Genomic DNA, 20,139 nt, shown 5'->3' on the forward strand with positions numbered 1-20,139 from the left:
AATCTCTTCAAAAACCAAACCTGAATAAAATCCTTGATCTTCACGCATCAAGCCCAAAGGTGCGGGCAAAAGAATACTTTTTTTATTTCCTTCCTCCATACTGAAAACTTCATAAATGAGTCCTGAAGAATCGGGTTCCAGGTGAAACCTTGCCGAAAGATTTCCATTAGGCGACACAATTTCCCAATCCTTTTCAGCAGGAAGTTGTTGGCAGCAATAGAAAATGGGAATTAAACACAACAATGTAAAATTGATCGAAGGAGAGGATATTTTCATGATTAACTATGTGGTTTAATATTAAGGTTTGGATAAGTATAGCTTATCAATGATAGCAAAAAAGCGGATTTGGACAACAATGGCAAGGAAGATTTGATCTTTGGTTCTTTGATGCTCCAACCCGCCCAATCAGAAGACTATTTTGGTGCCCCTTGGGTTCCTTTTGTCATTTTAAGGAACCTTGATTGATAGCCCTGTATTTTCAAATTTCAAATCCAAGTTACGGATACACTTTTGTTTTTGTAAATCTTAAGGCTTTTTGTTTTTAGAGGAATTGCCAAATCCTACCTAGTGTTATGTTTGGTACAAGCGTAAAGAACGACAGTGCAACAAGAAACAGACGACTAAAAAACGAGAAAAAGACCAACAATAACAGTAATTTAGCGAACCAATAAAAAAAGAGAATTTTAAATGAGTGAAGACCAAAAACGAGTATTAGAAAAAGGGATGGTCGCTTCTCATAGGTTTCCTTTATATCAACCAAAGCTCGGTTTGTTAAACCTTGATTATATCCTTTTATTCTTCCTAACACCAAGAGGTAAAACATACCTTGAATTAGCTTCACCAGGTGGAGCGGGAAGAAATAAAACACTTGGTCAGTCAGAATTTGAGAAATTGAAGATTTCTCTGCCATCAATTAAAGAGCAAGTAAAAATTGTCTCATTTCTAAATGAAATAAGCAAACAAATTGCTTTGGTAAATGAGCAATTAGAAGAAACCCGAACCTTTAAAAAGGCATTGTTAAGTATAATATTTTGCTAAATGAAAGATAACCTACAAATAATACCCACTGATTTATGCTCTGTTTATTTGGAGCAAATCCCTACGGGTTTACAAACAGCATTTGATGCCTTGCAGGATGCAGAAATTTCTACAGATACTTTTAGTTTTTATACTTCGGTGTCGTCTGTTTATAGTAGCAAAATTGAAGGAGAAGACATTGAGTTGGACAGCTACATCAAGCATAAAAAATTTGGTATTGAATTTTTGCCAGATTACACCAAAAAAATTGATGACTTGTACAACGCTTACACGTTTGCAAAAACCAATGAAATCAATGAAAAAAATATGGCAGAAGCACACAAGCTACCAAGCAAACATATAGTTGCTAAAAACCGACAGGGAAAACTACGGACACAAAATATGTATGTATCTACACCAGATGGACGTATTGAGTATGTAGCCGCATCACCTTTTGAAGTGGAAACAGAGATGAAAAAGTTTTATGCCGATTTGGCAATATTGCTAAAAACAGAGATGACTATTGAAGAAGTATTTTTTTACGCTTCATTGATTCATTTGGTATTTGTAAAAATTCATCCGTGGAATGACGGAAATGGGCGGAGTGCAAGATTATATGAAAAATGGTTTTTAGCACAAAAATTAGGAGAGAAAGCTTGGTTTTTACAAAGCGAAAAGATGTATTATAACCAACACCAAACGTATTACTACAACATTCGCTTGTTAGGTTTGGAATACCAAGAATTAAATTACAATCAGGCATTGCCATTCTTGCTAATGCTACCAAATGCAGTATTCAATGGCTAAACAATACGAACAAATATTAGAAGAACAATTAATTGCCCAGTTACAAATATTGGTTTACGGATATATTACACTCAACAATGAAGCAGCTTTGTCGGGCACCTCAAAAACCAATTAGAAAAACATAACAATATTTCTCTTAAGACAGTTTTGTGCTTCGAAATCCGCTTCTTTGCCATGCGCCAAAACGTTAACCCTAACAAGTCGGTTAAAGGTTATCACCATTGCACAAAGATTCAAGTTATCCCTCTTTGTTTCCTTTCGTCTCCCGAATGAATTGGGACAAGTTTTGCGGGAGAGATTGTCAATTTTACATAGCAATAGATCACACCCTGTATTTCAAATAGACCTTATCCCATGGCTCCCGCATCTGACGTGAAAGCAACTGGTTGGCCAGGAAATTATCTTTTACTTTTTCTTTCACCGGATCCCATTCAAGGTCCTGATTTAGCATCATGGCGATGTTGCCCAAATGCGAGATCGTTATCGAACGGTGGGCAGTTTCTGCCGGTGCGGCCGTTGGCTTACGTGAGATGACACAATCAATAAAGTTACGATAATGATTGTTGCTGGTGTACAGGCGGTCCTTTTCTTCCAGTTTAATGTCCAGGACACTTACCGGGTCGGCGTGGTGTTGTTCACGACTCGCCCACACAGTGCCGGCCTCGCAATGAAAACGCACACCGGATGGTATGTCTATATCTTTACCGATATTGCTGACAATCAATTCTACCCCATTTTCATAGATGGCCTCGAAATAAAATTCCGTAGCCGTATTGTAAACCGGGTGGTCCGACCATTTTGATTTGGGGTTCTGAATCCTTATGGGTCCTGAATCATCAGCACCAATCCCCCACTGGGCAATATCCGGATGGTGGCCGCCCCAATCGGTAACCATACCACCGGAATAATCGAGTATCCAACGGTAATTAACATGTGTCCGGCAAGGCTGGTAAGGCGCTTCAGGGGCCGGTCCAAGCCACATGTCAAAGTTGAAATCTTTAGGTACAGGTTTTATTTCCGTAAGATGGGCGGTTTTGCCAAAATCAGGTGTCCCGCCGGGAAGTCCACAGGTAACCTTCTTTAGCTTACCAATTTTACCACTACGCACCATTTCTACCGCCCAGCGGAAATGTTCACTGCTGCGTTGCTGGCTACCGGTTTGAAAAACCACATTGTGGTGTTTTACCGCATTGCTCATGTCCCGGCCTTCCTGAACAGTTAGGGACATCGGCTTTTGGCAGTAAATGTCTTTTTTGGCAGCAGCAGCCATCATTACAGGGATAGCATGCCAGTGGTCCGGCGTGGCAAGTTCTATTACATCAATATCTTTTCTTTGTAATACTTCCCGGAAGTCTTCATAGCCCACTGTTCCTTTGTATTTTTTACCAAATCTTTCCTGATAGGACTGATCCACCATTTCCATTATAAATTCCCTTCCGGCAACTTTTCCGTCCCAGTAGCCATCGCTTTTTTTATTAACATCACAAATGGCGGTGATCTGAACTCTTTCATCCTGTAAAAATGCCCGGGTGTCATTTCCGCCTTGATTACCGGCACCGATTACCGCCATGGTAATCCTATCGGACGGGGCTATAAAACCATTTTTACCCAAAGCCGATGCAGGAATTATGGTTGGCACTGCAATCATAGCACCCATGGCGGCACTTCCTTTTTTTATAAAATCTCTTCTCGTTGTTTTCATGTGTTTATAATTTGATTTTCAATGGTCACATGGAATCTTCGCATTTAAAATAATCATCCCAGTGTGTGAGGTTCTCCTCATGCTCGATTTCATCATTTCAATTCTCTTAACCATATATTTCGAAAACTAATTTTATTATCGTGGTCCTGCAACATCAAAGGTCCTTTGGTGGCATTCTCCGGCAATTCTTTATTATAGGCTGTGGTAGGCCCTTTTATTTCTACATTGTTCTGAATCAAAACACCGTTGTGAAATACAGTTACCCTGCCGGGTTCTTTTTCTTTACCATCACTATTGTATACCGGTGATTTGAAAACAATATCATATACTTGCCATTCACCCGGTGCACGGGAGGCATTTACCATGGGCGGATGCTGCAAATATATAGCACCGGCCTGCCCGTCCGGATAAGTTTCATTTTTAAAAGAATTTAATATCTGGACTTCATATTTGCCCATCAGGTAAATACCGGAATTACCGTTTTTTTGACCTTCTTTACCTATATCCTCAGTAGGCGTGCGCCATTCAATGTGCAATTGCATGTCGCCAAAATGATCTTTTGTATGGATATTTCCGGTGCCGGGATTTACGGTGAAATGGTCGCCCTCTCCTGTCCATTTGGCGGGACCGCCTGTTACACTTTCAAATTTATCCAAATTTCCTCCATTGAATAAAATCACTGCATCGGAAGGGGCGCTCCATTCATCTCCCGGATCTAAAACTCTCGGCTGGGGCAAATCCTGACTTTGGGCAGTAAATGCCAACAGGATAAGACTCAGCATAAGCAAATTCACTTTGTTTTTCTTTTCCATAGTTTGTTTATTTCCCCTCCTTTTGGGGTTTTCATTTTTTCATTTGATCTTATTTCTTTTGATTTTCAAAAACAACCGGGTTGTCTCCCTCAAAAACCACTAATACTTCCTCCCCTGTCTTAATGGAGCTTATATCATTTCTAGCCCCTGTTACCTTTATATTGCCTTTACCTCCTGATATTCGCAAAGGCAGCTCTTGGGCCCCATTAGGGTTAAGCACAATCCTGAAATGACCATTATCCCAAACCCCATCTACTGATACCCATTTTAAAGTGTGTAATCCTTTAAAAGAAAAACGCCGGTTCTCCCATTGTGGTAAAACGGTGGCAAAGATATCGGCAAATCCCTGCCAATCCTGAACCAGTGCATCGGATAGTGCCTGCTGGTACAGGCCATGGGTGACAAAGTAGTAAGCCGTATGCAGGGTATATCTTTCCCAGAAGGTATATTCATAAAACTGAACCCAGCGTGGATCAGCGTGTGCGGCATATTGAATAGCGTGCAAATCACTGTTCAATCCTTCGGGACTGCCCATACGGCTCGAAGACAAGGCAAAGGCAGCATAAGTCCAGCCCTGGGATATGGGCTTGCGTGCCTCGGATGTGAGGTCGTAACGATTTTCCCAGGCTGTAACAGTTGGTTGGGCCATCCCGCGATCTGCCATAGGTACAAAAGTGATGGCATTGAGCTGAACCGGGTGCTTTTGACTGTTTTTCGCTCGATCATCTCCTTCAAACGTGTTGAAATACCCGTATTGATTGAGCAAAGCATCCCTTTCCAATCCGGCTTGTTTTATTTCTTTGGCTTTCTCTACCAGATCCAGTTCGCCACTTTTCAGGATTTCTGCAGCCAAAAGGTAATTGCGCAAAGTATATTCTGCGCTTAGTGAAGCATCTAGATAGTTTTTTGAGTCTGTTTTCCTGAAATGCTCGTCTTGTGATGTAGCAGTATGATGGAATACATCATAAGTTCCCCGTTCACTTTTGTGCAGTACCTGACTGTAAAAGCGCCAAACCTCCTCCATAATCGGGAAATACTTTTGAAGGAATTCCTGATCATTGGTACGCAGGTAATAATGCCATACCATGGCAGCCACATAAGCGGGATTGTGAATCTGATAAGAATCTGTTCCTACAACTCCCTCCTTTTCAAATTCGTCCCACATGGCAAAAGGAGGCGTCCACGGATAATACCCCCCTTCAAGACCCATTATACGCTGACTGTATTTTTTTACCTCGGGCAGGATATCCAGCCAATACTGCATGGATTTCTCATATCTGTCGAAATGGCCTGTTCGGGTAAGGTTTTCTACCACATAATACACATCCTGTGGAAATGTAAATCCCCAAATATTGGTATTCAGCCCAGTTGGAATAAGTGCCTTTTCGGGGGTTACAGGGAAGTTGCTCAGGTTATAGTAATTGGCGCGGTTCCAAATATGATGAGCCCGGTCTTCGGAAAAATCTATGTATGACCGGTTCCAGTTTTCTTCCCACTCACTTTTATGAGAAGTCAGCAATTCATCATAGGAAAGTGCCGTGATGGATTCACCCGATGATTCGTCCCGGTACACAATAAACCGGATAATATTCTCACCATCCTTGAGATGTATTTTCAGGTTATTTTTAGACAGGGTTATTGTACTTTCATTATTCACCAGTACAGACCAATGGGTATCGACCATATTGGTGGAAGAAACAATATCTGCTCTGTTTTCCTTAATGTCAAAGGCAAGTTTTACAGGCTCAGGAGGCCAACCGATACTGGTCTGTTGTGTTTTGTGGGTTTGGCAGTTTATGGTAATAACCATTTCCTTACCCGGTTCCCTAGATTGTCTGTCAATTTTCATAACAAACAAATTGGGGATGGTTTGATGGGCAAAGGCTGTAACCCGGGTCTGTCCAAACAGACCATAGGAAGTGGTCAACACTCCTGTATAAATATCAAGTTCCTGTCGGTAATTGCGTGTGAGCAAACCTGCAAATAAAATGGAAAAGGTTAAAAGCCGGAAAATACGAGTCATATGATTCTGGTTACTGATAATAAATTATTTATTGATTTTCTTGCTCATCTGGCTGGTTCAAATTTATCAGATAAAGGAAAATCTCGGAAGTGTGCCACGTGTGGGGTGCCGCACAACTGGCATTTGTATAATTGTCATTTACAATCCTGATACCTTCATAATTGGCCTGGCTGGCTCCGATTTCCCAGGTAAGTGGGTAATCAACGGCGGTGATGGGGCTCTGTTTTAGTCCATAAAAATGGTCCCGGGCCCAGCCAATGTAAGGGTAAGAATCATTTCGCCAACCCTCAACAGGTTTGTGAAAATCCTTGTAATCCATCCAGAATAGGGATGAGTACTGGCAATCGATATTCGGGATATCATATGGGTCCGGAAGACCAAGAGCTCTCAAACCATATTTCATCCATTTAGTTTGATAAACCGGCATTTCTGAAAAGTCAGTACGCCCATGCAGGTATAGTTTCCCTTCGTGGGTGCGTTCCCATCGTTTGGCCTCTTCCAGAATTTTTGGAACCAGAGGATGCGAAGCGTCCGTAAATAGGGAGATGAGATACAAGGTTTGACCCAGGTTATCCACTTCATATTCAGGGCCCGCTTTGCTTCTGTTGTTAAAATCGTAAATTTCATCCAGTTCCAAAACCCAATCTTTTATAAGGTCGAGATTACCTGCAATTTCAAGACACATGGCCATCATTGCGGCATCGCGTCGCCAGGGTTTACGGTATACAAAGAAATTTGGCAATGGAAGGCCGTTATCGATGTTAATCAGATTTTCATGATTGAGCACCTTTAACACTTCCGAATAGGGATGTCCTTCAAATGAATCAAGAACGATATGAGTTCCCTCGTTGATGGTCTCCTTTTTTCCATCAAATTCCAAAAACACTCCCTGCTCATTTTCAAAAATGGCGATCCTTTTCCCATCATGCATTGTTAAAAAAACACTGTAATCATTGGGAATGATAATTTCTTCAATTACATCCCACCGGTAAAGGATTTTCTGATCGTGAACAGAGATGAGACTTCCATCCCTGTACAATAGCTTTTCCCTATTACCCATCCCAAATAAAAAAAATGTGGCTTTAGGAAGTTCGTATTCCCCGAATTCTGCCCTTATTTTGGTAAGTTGGCTTCGGTACTTTTCCAGTGATTCCATATTTGGTTCGCGCTGTGTTGGTTTACAGGACCCGGCTATGATAAGGAAAATAAATACTGAAATGAATCTGACTAAAGTTGAAATCATGATATTTGATTTATGATTTATTCGGAATTGAACCAGAGATTCGTACTGCAATCATCAAGTGTTATTTCTCTAACCCAATTATATTTTTTTCACTAAGACCACTCAATCTTCAGCTTTTTGGTTTAGGGCACCGTTAGCCGATGGTAGTACATGCTTGCTAAGCAATTTGGTCGTTTTACAAGTGGCGTAACCATAGTTTTCCTGAATCGAGGTTCAGCTTTGGGAACGCAGTAGCATCAATTTCTTTTTAAGCGGTATACTATCACGTCGTGACTGGGAATTTCCCGCTTCAAAATCTGGGTAGTTGTTCCGATATCTTTTTTTTCAAAAACGTCACGAATCGAATACACACTATCTAAGTAGATCTCATTTCGATCAATGTTCATCGAAAGCTGCATTACTTTTCTTTCCGAAATTGCATTAACTTGAAAGGTATTCCAGTCCATTTCAACAGTTACAGGATGGTTGAAACGGTTGAAAATACAAATTGCCATTTCATTGTTCTGAAGCGGTTTATAGAAAACTTCGAGTTCACCATAATCCTTGATTTTGAATCCCTGCTTACCCAGGACATCCTGATTGATCGCAATCAATTCAGCATTTGTAAGTAAATCACGGGTCGATTTGGTCATGTTGGCAAGGTCGTTCCCTGCAAAAAGTGGGGCAGACAACATACACCATAAGGCAAAATGAGAACGGTTTTCGCTATCCGTAAGGGCGCCGTTGCCTACCTGTAACATATCGGGATCGTTCCAACCACCAGGCCCTGCATATTCTTCAAGTCCTTCCTGCATGTCGAGGTTAATTACGACACCACCCGCCCAGCATTTTCCTTTCTTAGCATCCGGAATGTTCCAATTATTGAGTATATCGCCCGATGTTCTCCACAAATGACCAACGTTGGCCGCCCATTCCCAGGGCTTGTTCAATCCCCATTCGCATAAGCTGAAAACCACGGGTCGACCGGCGGCGGACAAAGCATCGCGCATCAAAGTATAGGATTCAACCGGATTTTGCCCTTCAGAATGGCACCAATCCAATTTCAGGAAATCCACACCAAAACCGGCATATGTAATGGCATCCTGAAATTCGTGTCCCCGACTTCCAGGCCGATTTTGACAGGTTTGCCGCCCGGCACACGAGTAAAGGCCAAATTTCAGGCCCTTAGAATGAATATAATCGGCCAGAGCTTTCATTCCTGAAGGAAATTTCTGCGGATCGGCCACAATGAATCCCTGATCATCACGGTCTATCTGCCAACAATCATCGATTACGATGTATTCATAACCGGCATCTTTCATACCGCTAGAAACCATTGCATCAGCAGCATCACGGATCACCTGTTCATTGACGTCGCAATGAAACTTGTTCCAGCTATTCCAACCCATTGGAGGAGTCATGGCCAGTTCTTCAAATTTCTGCGGAAATCCCTTTATTGAACCGAATAAGACAAAAACTATGAAAAAAGAAATCTTCATGTTGATAAAAAAGCCTCTCAAACTCAGGATACGGTCAAAACAATTATTCATTTTTATGATTTTTATGGTTAATACTGAATTCTTTGAAGCATAATTTAAGAAATTATTTGCCTTTATTTTCTCGAAAATAATTTCATTTTTCGGGACTCTCCCTTGCTGTTGAATATGGTCACTTGAGTGGCATTTTCAGGAATGGGAATCTTTCTGCTGGAATGGGACAAATAGGAAGTACCATGATAGAGTTCATGTGTGGTTTGATGGCCGTTTTCCAATTGAATAACCACTTTGGAATCCAAAGCCTCGGGGCTAAAGACATCCGCAGAACCTGGACTTTTGGTGCTGAATGATTTCAGTTCTCCGTCATTGGAAGCTACCAGGATGATGGACTGATTGTTTTGGGTGTGGATTTTTGCCATTCCTTTGGCATCAGTATCCACAAAAAATCCGGAAAGCGTATGGTGGACAGGGGTGAAATTACCTGCACCATCCCCCAACAAGAGCGCCCCAATTCCTGCATCGTACCAGCCCGACTGAATCTCGGAGGCATAACTGTTGCCGGTCAGGAGCACATCCTGATGGCCATCCCCGTCAAAATCCTGTACCACTGTACCGAAAATAGGAGAAATCTGGACTTCTACGGGCAAGGGCTTCAAGATGAATTTTCCATTGCCCTGATTTTCCAGAAAAGCCGATTCCAAAAATGCCGCTTTGAGTTGGTAGGCATAACGCCTTTCTTCTTTGCTAAGGACTTTTTCAATATCGCTTTGGCCATAGAGTTCATATTTCGGTAACCTCCTTTTCATAGAGGGGATCTGACTGATGAGATTGTCCCTGGGGTGTACCGGGTATTCCATTCCCTGAATGTATCTGGTCAGAATGGGGTCAACACTTTTGTTGTTGTCAAAATCCGCCGCATACAGTTTCACAGGTTTTTCAGGAGTTACCTTCAGCCGGCTGTTGAGTCCGAGGTTGCCCAGAATATAATCCATCATGCCGTCCCCGTTGAAGTCACCTGCCGCTATGCTGTTCCACCAGCCTTCTGAATTTTCCAATCCGGTGTCTCCGGTCACATTTATAAATTCTCCTCCTGTATTTTTGAAAAAAGTAATGGGCATCCATTCCCCTACTACAATCAGGTCAATCTTCCCGTCATTGTCGAAATCCGTCCAGATTCCGTCCGTGACCAATCCCATTTTGGCAAGATCCGGAGCCATGGTTTCGGTGACATCTTTAAACTTTCCATTCTCGTTTTTGAGCAGATAACTTCGGGCAGGGTAAGGATACTGACCGGGAACCACTCTTCCTCCCACAAATAGATCCAGGAACCCATCTCCGTCAAAATCCACTGCAGCAACTTTTGAACCGCTCTGGACCATTGAAGGAAGGGCCTTTTCGTCCCACCTGAAGTTTCCTTTTCCGTCGTTGAGATACAAACGGTCCTGATAGGCAATCGAGCCTTCCGGAAATGAACTTCCCCCACTGACAACATACAGGTCGAGGTGACCATTGCCATTGACATCAAAGAGCAAAGCCCCCATGTCCTCCGATTCGGGGTGGAAGGGAAACTCAAAGGACTCAAAACCAGTAGGTGTCTGTATAAATACCCTGCCATGAAAACCTGCGGCTCCGCCCACATAAAAATCCTCCAGTCCGTCTCCATTGATGTCGCCAACGGCTATTCCTGGTCCGTTTTTGGAAAATTTATGGGGCAATAAAAACTGGTCATAAAAATCCGCATAGTCTGTTTCCTCATGCCTGTGCTCCAGTCCCATTTCCCCTGTAATTTCTGTCAACAAAGTCCGGGGCAGCTCTTCGGTTTTTATCCGGTCTTTAACCGCATCTTTTTGGGATAGTATCAGTCTTTGGTTGCTTTTCACATCCCTCAATATCGTTTGCCTGCCATCAGGCCAGGTAATCTCCACTTCTTCGGCTTCGGTGTTTTGTCCCAGACCAAAATGGACGATGTCCGAGACGGTGGACTTGTATCCCCTGTACAGATGGTTCTCATAAAACTGGATGCCGGTCGGGGTAGTTATCGTGATTTTTGTTCCCAGAGCCATAGTATTTGGTGCTGTGCCCTTCAATTCAAACTGCAGAAAATGGTTTTCTTTTTGGCTTTCCGATCTGTTTTTGAATATTCCTGCCTTGGAATCGATGTTGTTGATTACCAGATCCAGGTCTCCGTCATTGTCCAGGTCCACAAATGCCGCCCCATTGGAAAAGGTGGGCGTTCCAAAGCCCCATTGTTCCGATACCTCTTCAAAGACCAGTCCCCCGTTGTTTTTGAACATGAAATTATGGATATGGGCTCCAGGGAGCTTGTCCAGTTTTTCCATGGCCAACTGCACATTGGCCTCTTTGGTGCCGAACATATTCTGGTCCCGGTTGTAAACGATAAAATCCAGGTTGGTCACATCCTTCCGGTAGCCATTGGTGATAAAAAGGTCTTTGTAGCCGCTGTTGTTGTAATCGGCAAACAATGGCGCCCAGCTCCAGTCGGTTTCATGGACCCCGGCGAGGTAGGCGATTTCACTGAAAGTATTGTTGCCGTTGTTGAACTGTAATGTATTTCTGACATATTGAGGGCTATAGCCCAGGCCCAGGATCATCTTGAATTGATTGTAATTGATATCGGGAAACATGGTCTTTTGCCGGAGGTTGTCGGGGGGGAGCATGTCCATGACAGCAATGTCCACCCAGCCGTCGTTGTTGAAATCCGCCACATCCACACCCATTCCGTTGAAGCTTTGGTGTTTGAGGTATTCACTTGCCTTATCTGTGAAAGTCCCGTCCCCGTTGTTGATCCATATCAGGTCATTGGTGATAAAGTCGTTGGCTACATAAATATCCGGCCAACCGTCCCGGTTGATGTCGGAAATGGCCACGCCCAGTCCATATCCTTCCTTCAGAATACCGGCCTCCCTGGATACATCCGTAAAGGTCCCGTCCCCGTTGTTTCGGTACAACCTGTCCGTACTTCTGCTTTCCCCGTCTGTTTTTTTGGCCCTGACTGTATTTCGGTTTGCGTTTTCATAGGCATTGGTAAGGATGTAAACATCCAGATCCCCGTCCCCGTCATAATCAAAAAATGCGGCATGTGTACTGTAGCCGTCATCATCCAGACCAAATTCTGCACCCATTTCTTTGAAGGTAAGGTCTCCCTGATTGATGTAAAGGCGGTTTTTACTTTTTGCAGGGTCTTTGCTTGCCACGGAAAGATAGATGTCCAGCAACCCGTTTCCATTGATGTCCACCATGGAAGTTCCGGTCACCCAAAAGTCTGTTTCCAGTCCCGCAATTAGGGTGATATCCTCAAATTCAAGATTTCCCTTATTGAGATAAAGTTTACTTGACACCATATTTCCCCCAAAAAACAGATCAGGAAGTCCGTCATTGTTGATGTCACCCACGGCAACTCCCGCTCCATTGTAGATATAGTCATAATTCAGGGCATTGAGGGTATCATTTGTAAAAATGTCATTGGAAAAAGAAATCCCTGTCTGCTGAGGGGAAAGCTGTTCAAACAAAGTTTCTTTTTTTTGACAGGAAGTTAATACCAACAAGGGTACTATCAGGAAATATGGCAGGGATAATCGCATGGGCAATGGATAAGGTTTTAGAATCAAAAGATATCCTTTTTCAAATTAGGCTGCTTGGTTGAGAATTGAAAGCCATAATGGACAAAAGGCCACCGGGAATTCCGGTAGCCTTTTTTCACTCAACAGGTAAGAGAGAAATCAATAGCCAGCGTTCTGACTTAAATTCTGTACCAGATCCAGTTCCCTTTGGGGGAAAGGCTTGAGCAGGTGGGTGGTTCTCCAGTTTTGGTTGGCAAGAGAACTGCCAAAGTCTATGTCCGTTGCTATATTGATGATACCGGCATTGTGCCACCTGACCAGATCGTCATATCGGTGGCCTTCGAATGCCAGTTCCACCCTTCTTTCATGCATGAGATGTTGCATCATTGCATTTTGAGGGATATTGTTAGGTCGGTCAGGTAATATATCTCCGGATGGGTCTGCTCTTCTTCTGACCAGATTGACCAATTCTGCAGCCCTTTGGACATTTCCATTGCCCAAAAGTTCTGCTTCGGAGAGCATCAGGTAAACATCAGCCAAGCGGATAACCCTTTCATTGTTGGAGCCTGCGTTGGGCTGGGGATATGATATATAATTACGAAGGTATTTGGATGGTGTAGCACCTGTAATTGACCATGCAGGATTATACGTTCTTCCAAAATAATCCTCCCCTTCCACAAAATAGGTATGAAATATTCTGGGGTCTCCTTCCTCAAATGCATTTTGAAGGGGGATCGTGGCGTGAATTCTGCCATATCCCTGACCGTTTGCTCCAGGAGCACAGTTGCCCAAGAAACAGGCAGCCCTAAAAACAATAGCTCTACCAGTGCCCGCATGGCCAACGTTCTGGTTTCCTTCCAATCCAAAATCCACCGGTAACCAGGGGTTGAAGTCTCCTCTGGAAAACTGGATTTCGAAAACCGATTCAGCATTGTTCTGGTGGGCCTCACTGAAATTCTCCCCATAATTAGCTACCAGAGAATATAAACCACTGTTGACCACTTCGTTGAATTCCCTTACTGCATCCGTGTACTTCTGCTGGTAGAGGTAAACTTTGCCTAGCAGGGCAGTAGCAGCACCTCTGGTGGCCCGCCCCACATTCGAACTGTTCCATGTAGCGGGCAGGTTGGCTTTGGCAAAAGCAAGATCCTGTTCTACAAGGGCATAAACTTCCCCGGGCTGGGAGTTGCCAACCCTGGAATTTTCGATCGAGGTGATCAGTTCAGTTATCAAGGGTGGAGTCCCCCAATGTCTGGCGAGGAAAAAATAAAAATAAGCCCTGATAAATTTCGCCTCTGCTTCAAACCTGTTCCGCTGTTCCTGGGTCAATTGGGAAGCGGGAAGTCTGTTGAGAATGGTATTGGCTCGCATGATTCCTTTATAACTCTCATTGTACATGAAAGAAAAGTTGCCATTGTTGGGAAGCCAGATAAAATCAACATTGGAATTGTCGCCCTGTTCGGGATGTCTACTGTCGTCAGAGGGATACTCTATTCCCTGATAATGACCGTTGCCAAACTGATCGAAGTAAAAATTGAGCAGCGTACTGTAAGGGGCAAGGGAAGCAGCTTCAAAATCATCTATCGTATTGTAGAATGTTTCTGAATTCAGTTCACCCAAAGGGGCCAAATCCAACCTGTCTTCACAGGAAATTACTGTCATCACGGAAAGTCCTATGATCAATGCTAATATTTTTATTGTTTTCATAATGTATCTTTCTTAAAATGAGAGTTGAACACCTAATTGATAAATTCTGGGTTGAGGCATATTTCCTCTATCTGTACCTGCACCCGTTTGTGTGGAGTTCTGTCCGTAAGTCATCACCTCAGGATCCAGCCCGGAATATTGGGTGAATGTCAGCAAGTTTGATCCACCTATATACACCCTGCCACTTCCAAAGCCTTGCCATCTATCCAATAGCGTCCTTGGAAGGCTATAACCTATCTGCAAGTTTCGGAGTCTCAGGAAGCCTGCATTTTCAACAAATCTGTCAGAAAAACGGTTGTTTTGGTTGGGGTCACCGCTGATGGCTCTTGGAATACTGTTGCTCGTGCCTGGCCCGGTCCATCGTTCTTGGGTCTCTATCAGCATGTTGCGTCCCCCACCGGTAAGATTTAAACCATTTCTTCTGACTTCATTGTACACCTGTACATCTCCTACACCCTGCCACAACATGGACAAGTCGAAGTTTTTATATTCCAGATTCAAAGACATTCCATAGAAATACGAAGGGATAGTTTTTCCCAGATAGGTCCTGTCATTGAAATCTATAAAGCCATCCGGTTCTCCGGAAAACTGCTGACCCTCTTTTCCCGGTCCATTGTTGTTCACAAAGATGACATCCCCGGGTCTTGGTCCCTGAGGAGAATTTCTGTCTCTAAAACCACCGGTGAAAATAGCATCAATTTCTGCCTGGCTCTGATAGACTCCAGCTGTCTGATAACTATAAAAATAACCAATTGGTCTCCCTATGGCTGTCCTGTAAATTTCACTGGCGGTGAATTCTTCAAGCCCGGGAGCCAGAGCCTCCAGCCTGTTTCTTACTGTGGTTACATTTCCTGACACATTCATTTTGAGCCCATTTGCAAAAATGTGTCTGTAGCCGATTTCAATTTCAATCCCTTTATTACTTACTGTTCCGAGATTGACTGGTGTGGCGGCAAATCCTGTTACAGTGGGAATGGGAAGTAAGAAGAGAAAATCCTTGGTAGTCCTGTCATAATAAGTGGCAAGGATGTCCACCTTGTTGTTGAACAATGACGCATCAAATCCCAAATCAAAGGTTTCTACTGTCTCCCAGACCACCTCCTGATTTACAAAGTTGATTGGCACTGGTGCTTGAATCGTATTGCTTCCTCCCAAAGCGTAATCCGGTGTGGTGGATACTCTTAGTATATGGGGAAAAGCGGCCGTATTTGAATTGCCCAATTGCCCCCAGCTGGCTCTTAATTTCAGCTCCGAAATAGTGCCTTTAGAAAAGAAATTTTCTTCACTGATGATCCAAGCACCGGAGAATGAAGGGAAAGTTCCCCATCTCCTGTTGTCCACCGGAGAAAAAGCCGAAGTTCCATCTCTACGGACAGTAGCTGTCAGCAGGTATTTGTCAGCATAGTTATAACTTAACCTTCCCAGATAACCTACAAATGCAGACTGACCGGCGTCACCGCCTACAAATGGATTTCCTCTTCCGCTTTTGACTACCTGATAGAAGTCCGGGCTGGTACTTATAAAATTATTGCCTCTTACTGATAATGAGGTGCCTCGAAGTTGTTGGTATTCCAAACCGGTCAGGACATCGATGTTATGTTTTCCGAAAGATTTATTATAATTCAGAGTATTTGTAAAGACTTGGGTATGAGATTCGGCTCTATCATCAGCATATTGATTACCGGGTCGATTCAATCCCATTTCAGCAACCAAATATTCCGGTTGCCAAGAATCTCCTCTCGATAGGTTCAGGTCAATGGAAGCTGCGGTACGGAAAGCCAATCCATCAATGATTTCAAGTTCAGCAAATACCCCTCCCAACATTCTGACATTTCTATCAAAATTCTGGAGGATCTGATTAATACCTACCTGGTTCCCGACAGTTAAACCGGCCAAATCAGCATTGCCATCATAGCCGTAGCGGTTTCCGGGAATAGGATTGTTGGAATCCTCGAATATATTGAAGAATGGGGGCATAACTACTGAATTCTGCAGTAAAAACCCATCACCTCCTCCATTCATTCCTCTGTAAACTTGCTGATAGGCTATAGTGAAATTCTGGCCCACTTTCAAGCGCTTGTTGACATTAAAGTCTGTATTTGCACGGAACGTATATCTGTCCAAGTTCCACTTCTGTACCGTTGCTTCCTGTCTGAAGTAACCTCCGGAGACGTAATAATTATATCCTTCACCGCCTCCGTTGACTCCGACATTGATATTTTGAATAGGAGCACCAAGATTGAGAGTAGCTTCTCTCCAGGCAAGCTCATTGCTACGGTTTCGAATGGGACTGCCAGGCTGTAAATCAGGATGCAAAAACCGGAAATTAGGATCCCCGGGCTTCAGGTTGTTCTGGGCATTAAAATTGTCGTTGGCATCCTGAGTAAGACTTAATCACTCATCCGTTGTATTGTATTCATTGAATCTAGCGATCTGTTGTACCCCGTGATAGGAGTCCAAAGTCACCTTGGGTTTACCCTTGGTTCCTCTTTTGGTGGTGATCAAAACGACACCATTTGCAGCCCTAACTCCATAGACTGCTGCAGCCGAAGCGTCCTTCAGTACAGAGACACTTTCAATATCCGCAGGATTGATGGTCGCCAGGGGATTTGTGGTGGCACTTGCATTGTTGCCCACAGGTACACCGTCAATCACAAAAAGCGGCTGAGTATTGCCTACGGTACCAACACCTCTAATCCTAATAGCTACCGGGGCACCGGGTGTTCCATCTACTGAGGTTACCTGCACCCCTGAAATTCTTCCCTGTATTGCTTGGTCAACTGAAGCTACCGGTATTTGGTTAATTTCCTTAGAACCCATAGTACCAATTGATTCGGTCATCAATCTCCTACTTTTTAAACCGTAACCGATCACAATGACTTCATCCAATGATCGGAAGTCAGCAATTAGTGTAACATCAATTATTGTTCGGTTATCAATGCTTATTCTTTGCCTTTCAAAGCCAATAAAAGAAAAAAGCAAAACTCCACCTTCAGGGACTTCTAAGGTGTAATTCCCATCAAGATCGGTTACTGTCCCACTGGTCGTGCCTTCAATAATCACGGAAACGCCCGGTATAGGGTCACCATTGTTATCTTTAACAGAGCCACTTACTGTAACATCATCTCTTAGAATTGTGATTCTATCCTTGATATTTTGCCTTTTCGAATAATTCACATGAATGTTATCATTCACCTGCACAAAGTTCATTTGGGTTTGCTTGGAGATTTCTTCCAGTACCTTATAAACAGACCTATTTCTTTCAACAATTGTTATCGATTGATTGAAATCGACCATGTTGTCATTGTACGTAAAGCGGAAATCAGTAGTGGATTCAATCAAATCAAAAACCGCACTGACAGGCTTCTCCTTAAGTGCAATATTTACTTTTACATTATCAATTGTCTTCCGTTGGGCATTGCTGTCATTGGCAATCAAAACAGTGCAGAAGAACAACTGAATGATAAATCCATATAGGAGTCGTTTGGAGAACATAATAAGTTGTCTCTGTATATTTTTTTTCATAATATTGAATGGTTTAAGTGGTGAATACTTGAACTCTTGCCTCTCAGTGCTACCAAGTGATGTGAGGCTTGGAAAGGCAGGAAACTGTTCCCCCCGGAACTACTTCTGCCTTTTGTTTTTTTATCCTGAATCTTCTATTCTATTGGTCATGGTTTTAGGGTTTAGTGATAATGACTTTTTTTCCTTTAATGTTATATCTTAATCCGGAGGTATGGCTTATTCCTCTTAGCACATTTTCCAAGGATTCTTCTTTGTATTTACCTGAATACACCCACTTATTACTGATTTTGCCTTTGACCTCTATTTCTACTCCATACCAGTTTTCGAGCTTGGCTTTGGTTTCTTCAAAACTATCTTTATTGAAAGTCAAATACATATCCTTCCAACCTATGATTTCCAATTGATCAAATCCGGATTTGTAAAATTCACCCTTCTCCTCAATTACCAACATTTCATTGGGATCCAACAAAACCTGATTTCCAAGCCTGTCATTTACTTTGACCTTTCCTTCCACCAAAGCAACAGACAAGCCTTTAGTCCCTCTTTGCTTGACATTGAATGAAGTGCCGAGCACCTTGATGGCATTATCTCCAACCGATACAGTAAATGGCCTGCCATCCTTTGCCACTTCGAAATAAGCCTCTCCCTCGAGTTTGACCGATCTTTGAGTTTCATCAAAGACTTTGGGATATGAGATTTTACTTGCTGCATTCAGATAAATTTTTGTTCCATCGGCCAGCGTTATGATTGACTTGCTCCCTGCCGGATTGGATTTGGATACGATCAATGTGTCAGGGATTTCAGTTTGAATCTCAACTCCCTTTAACATCACATCATAGGAAATCCATAAACAAAATCCGAGGAACACGGTAGCAGCTATTTTCCTAATGGTAAAAAGGGAAAACCAAGGATTGGATTCATCGGGACTGTGGTCTTGCAACCCCTTTTTTTCTTCTGCCTTTATGATGTTTTCAAATATATCCACATACATAAAATCAGAAATCCCTTTGTTTTGGTCAGATTTAATTGACTTAATAACCGATGCTGCCTGCTGTACAACCTTCCTTTTTTCAGGATGCTCGGAAATCCATTTTTCCCAAAAATGCCGGGTATTCTCATCAGGGTTTTTCACCCATTGGATAAAAAATTCATCTGTGAGAAAATGCTCTATATCGTAATCTTTGAATTTCATTTGCTAATTTTAATACTTAAGTTAATCAATGGGTAATTAGGCTTTTAATTTTTTAAGATTTGTTTCAAACTTTCAATCGCCCTGTAAACCAACTTTCTGGCTGATTTCACTTCATTAAATTCCAAAACTTCTGCAATTTCCCTGTAGCTCATACCCTCTTCATATAACAGCACTATTGCTTGCCGCTGTCTTGCTGTCAATTGGTTCAATGCCATCTTTAACTGGGTGTTTATTTCGGTTTCGGATTCTAATTGGATGACTTTGGTTTCATGGGAAACCTCTATCAGAAATGCACTTTCAGGTAATTCTATATTTTGAATGGAATGAATGCTTTCTTTTTTGATGGATCTGAACAATTCCCTTTGCAATATTTTAAGCAAATAGGATTTAATACTGATTACCTCTGATAATGCCCCTCTTTTTCTCCGTAGATCTATAAAAATGTTTTGAATACAATCCTTAACCAAATCAACATTATTTGTGATCTGAATTCCAAAACTGAACATAATCGGCGTGAAACCTCGGTATATGTAATTAAATGCCATTTCATCTCCTTTGTCAAAAGCACTCCAGACCTCTAAATCAGATTTTTTTTCAAAGATTCTGGTTGATTCTGAATGACTTAAAGAGATAACGGAAGAAAGTTTGGTTTTTTGGGGTTTATTGACCATAAAGGTTTTATAGTTTTTCGACTTTCTATTATTATGAGGAAGTTTTTAATAAAAATGACCCCATAAAATTTAATAAAATAAATATTTATTTTTTGGAATAAGGGTATAGATGAAAAATTATTTGATGAGCTGAAATGACGACAGTAGTAACTGTCTGTTTAGGGGAAGGGAGGAAAAAGTAGGAAGCTGGAGCTTGGTCACAACTGAATGGTTTATAGTACAAATGTAAACTACATTCAGGACGTGTCATTTATTTACTTCTTATTGGTGATCAATAACAGAGAGGCTGAAGCCTTATCCAAAAAAGATGGTACAGGAGGGGTGATTTTGAAGGATACTGGCTGGGTATAGATTCGTGACTTCATTTTCCAAACAATCTTTTAC

General features: G+C 42.4%; 16 protein-coding genes. 4 read left to right on the plus strand and 12 right to left on the minus strand.

Annotation, left to right across the window (positions count from 1 at the left end; genetic code table 11):
• Window positions 1-276, minus strand: a 276-nt coding sequence (locus ACEW8O_RS23990) for a hypothetical protein (RefSeq protein ID WP_373497163.1), incomplete at its 3' end; no start/stop codon positions are given.
• 411 nt (window positions 277-687) lie between these two features.
• Here ACEW8O_RS23990 and ACEW8O_RS23995 point away from each other — a divergent pair.
• From ACEW8O_RS23995 to ACEW8O_RS24005, 3 genes are read left to right on the plus strand one after another with little or no spacing between them, the layout of a single operon-like run.
• Window positions 688-1,038 carry a restriction endonuclease subunit S gene (locus ACEW8O_RS23995; protein ID WP_373497164.1) on the plus strand — a complete coding sequence of 117 codons (351 nt, stop codon included), beginning with the start codon at window positions 688-690 and terminating at the stop codon, window positions 1,036-1,038.
• Window positions 1,039-1,824 (plus strand): Fic family protein, encoded by a 786-nt coding sequence (locus ACEW8O_RS24000; protein ID WP_373497165.1) that lies wholly within the window; start codon window positions 1,039-1,041, stop codon window positions 1,822-1,824.
• On the plus strand, window positions 1,817-1,939 hold the full coding sequence (locus ACEW8O_RS24005) for a hypothetical protein (RefSeq protein WP_373497166.1): 123 nt from the start codon (window positions 1,817-1,819) through the stop codon (window positions 1,937-1,939). Before ACEW8O_RS24000 ends, ACEW8O_RS24005 begins: the two co-directional genes overlap by 8 nt.
• A 207-nt stretch (window positions 1,940-2,146) precedes the next feature.
• Here ACEW8O_RS24005 and ACEW8O_RS24010 read toward each other — a convergent pair whose 3' ends face one another.
• From ACEW8O_RS24010 to ACEW8O_RS24060, 11 genes are all read right to left on the minus strand, one after another.
• Window positions 2,147-3,526: a Gfo/Idh/MocA family protein gene (locus ACEW8O_RS24010; protein ID WP_373497167.1), complete on the minus strand. Its 1,380-nt coding sequence runs from the start codon at window positions 3,524-3,526 to the stop codon at window positions 2,147-2,149.
• Between the two features lie 92 nt (window positions 3,527-3,618).
• Window positions 3,619-4,338 (minus strand): DUF1080 domain-containing protein, encoded by a 720-nt coding sequence (locus tag ACEW8O_RS24015; protein WP_373497168.1) that lies wholly within the window; start codon window positions 4,336-4,338, stop codon window positions 3,619-3,621.
• A gap of 49 nt (window positions 4,339-4,387) precedes the next feature.
• Window positions 4,388-6,361 carry a glycosyl hydrolase family 95 catalytic domain-containing protein gene (locus ACEW8O_RS24020; RefSeq protein WP_373497169.1) on the minus strand — a complete coding sequence of 658 codons (1,974 nt, stop codon included), beginning with the start codon at window positions 6,359-6,361 and terminating at the stop codon, window positions 4,388-4,390.
• 28 nt (window positions 6,362-6,389) lie between these two features.
• The gene (locus ACEW8O_RS24025; RefSeq protein ID WP_373497170.1) at window positions 6,390-7,604 is read right to left on the minus strand and encodes a hypothetical protein; all 1,215 of its coding nucleotides are present in this window, start codon (window positions 7,602-7,604) and stop codon (window positions 6,390-6,392) included.
• Window positions 7,605-7,840: 236 nt separating this feature from the next.
• On the minus strand, window positions 7,841-9,133 hold the full coding sequence (locus ACEW8O_RS24030) for a glycoside hydrolase family 27 protein (RefSeq protein ID WP_373497171.1): 1,293 nt from the start codon (window positions 9,131-9,133) through the stop codon (window positions 7,841-7,843).
• A gap of 62 nt (window positions 9,134-9,195) precedes the next feature.
• Window positions 9,196-12,681 carry a VCBS repeat-containing protein gene (locus ACEW8O_RS24035; protein ID WP_373497172.1) on the minus strand — a complete coding sequence of 1,162 codons (3,486 nt, stop codon included), beginning with the start codon at window positions 12,679-12,681 and terminating at the stop codon, window positions 9,196-9,198.
• Window positions 12,682-12,819: 138 nt separating this feature from the next.
• Entirely contained in the window at window positions 12,820-14,367 is a 1,548-nt protein-coding gene (locus tag ACEW8O_RS24040) for a RagB/SusD family nutrient uptake outer membrane protein (protein WP_373497173.1), read from the minus strand.
• A gap of 12 nt (window positions 14,368-14,379) precedes the next feature.
• Window positions 14,380-16,683, minus strand: a complete 2,304-nt coding sequence (locus ACEW8O_RS24045) for a SusC/RagA family TonB-linked outer membrane protein (RefSeq protein WP_373497174.1) — start codon at window positions 16,681-16,683, stop codon at window positions 14,380-14,382.
• Window positions 16,684-16,761: 78 nt separating this feature from the next.
• Window positions 16,762-17,892 carry a TonB-dependent receptor plug domain-containing protein gene (locus tag ACEW8O_RS24050; protein ID WP_373497175.1) on the minus strand — a complete coding sequence of 377 codons (1,131 nt, stop codon included), beginning with the start codon at window positions 17,890-17,892 and terminating at the stop codon, window positions 16,762-16,764.
• 154 nt (window positions 17,893-18,046) lie between these two features.
• A complete protein-coding gene (locus ACEW8O_RS24055; RefSeq protein ID WP_373497176.1) occupies window positions 18,047-19,084 on the minus strand; it encodes a FecR family protein in 1,038 nt (345 codons plus the stop codon).
• Window positions 19,085-19,128: 44 nt separating this feature from the next.
• Window positions 19,129-19,755, minus strand: a complete 627-nt coding sequence (locus ACEW8O_RS24060) for an RNA polymerase sigma factor (RefSeq protein ID WP_373497177.1) — start codon at window positions 19,753-19,755, stop codon at window positions 19,129-19,131.
• Window positions 19,756-19,962: 207 nt separating this feature from the next.
• On the opposite strand from ACEW8O_RS24060, the gene ACEW8O_RS24065 reads away from it, so the two are divergent.
• Window positions 19,963-20,106 carry a hypothetical protein gene (locus ACEW8O_RS24065; protein WP_373497178.1) on the plus strand — a complete coding sequence of 48 codons (144 nt, stop codon included), beginning with the start codon at window positions 19,963-19,965 and terminating at the stop codon, window positions 20,104-20,106.
• The last annotated feature ends 33 nt before the right edge of the window (window positions 20,107-20,139 follow it).

It is taken from the genome of Aquiflexum sp., assembly GCF_041749095.1.
GTDB lineage: Bacteria > Bacteroidota > Bacteroidia > Cytophagales > Cyclobacteriaceae > Aquiflexum.

Excerpts from the sequence above, each read along its gene's own strand:
- ACEW8O_RS24040 (WP_373497173.1), bottom strand. The coding sequence starts at position 14,367 with ATGAAAACAATAAAAATATTAGCATTGATCATAGGACTTTCCGTGATG.
- ACEW8O_RS24005 (WP_373497166.1), top strand. The coding sequence starts at position 1,817 with ATGGCTAAACAATACGAACAAATATTAGAAGAACAATTAATTGCCCAG.
- ACEW8O_RS24010 (WP_373497167.1), bottom strand. The coding sequence starts at position 3,526 with ATGAAAACAACGAGAAGAGATTTTATAAAAAAAGGAAGTGCCGCCATG.
- ACEW8O_RS24030 (WP_373497171.1), bottom strand. The coding sequence starts at position 9,133 with ATGAATAATTGTTTTGACCGTATCCTGAGTTTGAGAGGCTTTTTTATC.
- ACEW8O_RS24015 (WP_373497168.1), bottom strand. The coding sequence starts at position 4,338 with ATGGAAAAGAAAAACAAAGTGAATTTGCTTATGCTGAGTCTTATCCTG.
- ACEW8O_RS24025 (WP_373497170.1), bottom strand. The coding sequence starts at position 7,604 with ATGATTTCAACTTTAGTCAGATTCATTTCAGTATTTATTTTCCTTATC.
- ACEW8O_RS24050 (WP_373497175.1), bottom strand. The coding sequence starts at position 17,892 with ATGAAAAAAAATATACAGAGACAACTTATTATGTTCTCCAAACGACTC.
- ACEW8O_RS24020 (WP_373497169.1), bottom strand. The coding sequence starts at position 6,361 with ATGACTCGTATTTTCCGGCTTTTAACCTTTTCCATTTTATTTGCAGGT.
- ACEW8O_RS24035 (WP_373497172.1), bottom strand. The coding sequence starts at position 12,681 with ATGCGATTATCCCTGCCATATTTCCTGATAGTACCCTTGTTGGTATTA.
- ACEW8O_RS23995 (WP_373497164.1), top strand. The coding sequence starts at position 688 with ATGAGTGAAGACCAAAAACGAGTATTAGAAAAAGGGATGGTCGCTTCT.
- ACEW8O_RS24055 (WP_373497176.1), bottom strand. The coding sequence starts at position 19,084 with ATGAAATTCAAAGATTACGATATAGAGCATTTTCTCACAGATGAATTT.
- ACEW8O_RS24000 (WP_373497165.1), top strand. The coding sequence starts at position 1,039 with ATGAAAGATAACCTACAAATAATACCCACTGATTTATGCTCTGTTTAT.
- ACEW8O_RS24065 (WP_373497178.1), top strand. The coding sequence starts at position 19,963 with ATGGTTTATAGTACAAATGTAAACTACATTCAGGACGTGTCATTTATT.
- ACEW8O_RS24060 (WP_373497177.1), bottom strand. The coding sequence starts at position 19,755 with ATGGTCAATAAACCCCAAAAAACCAAACTTTCTTCCGTTATCTCTTTA.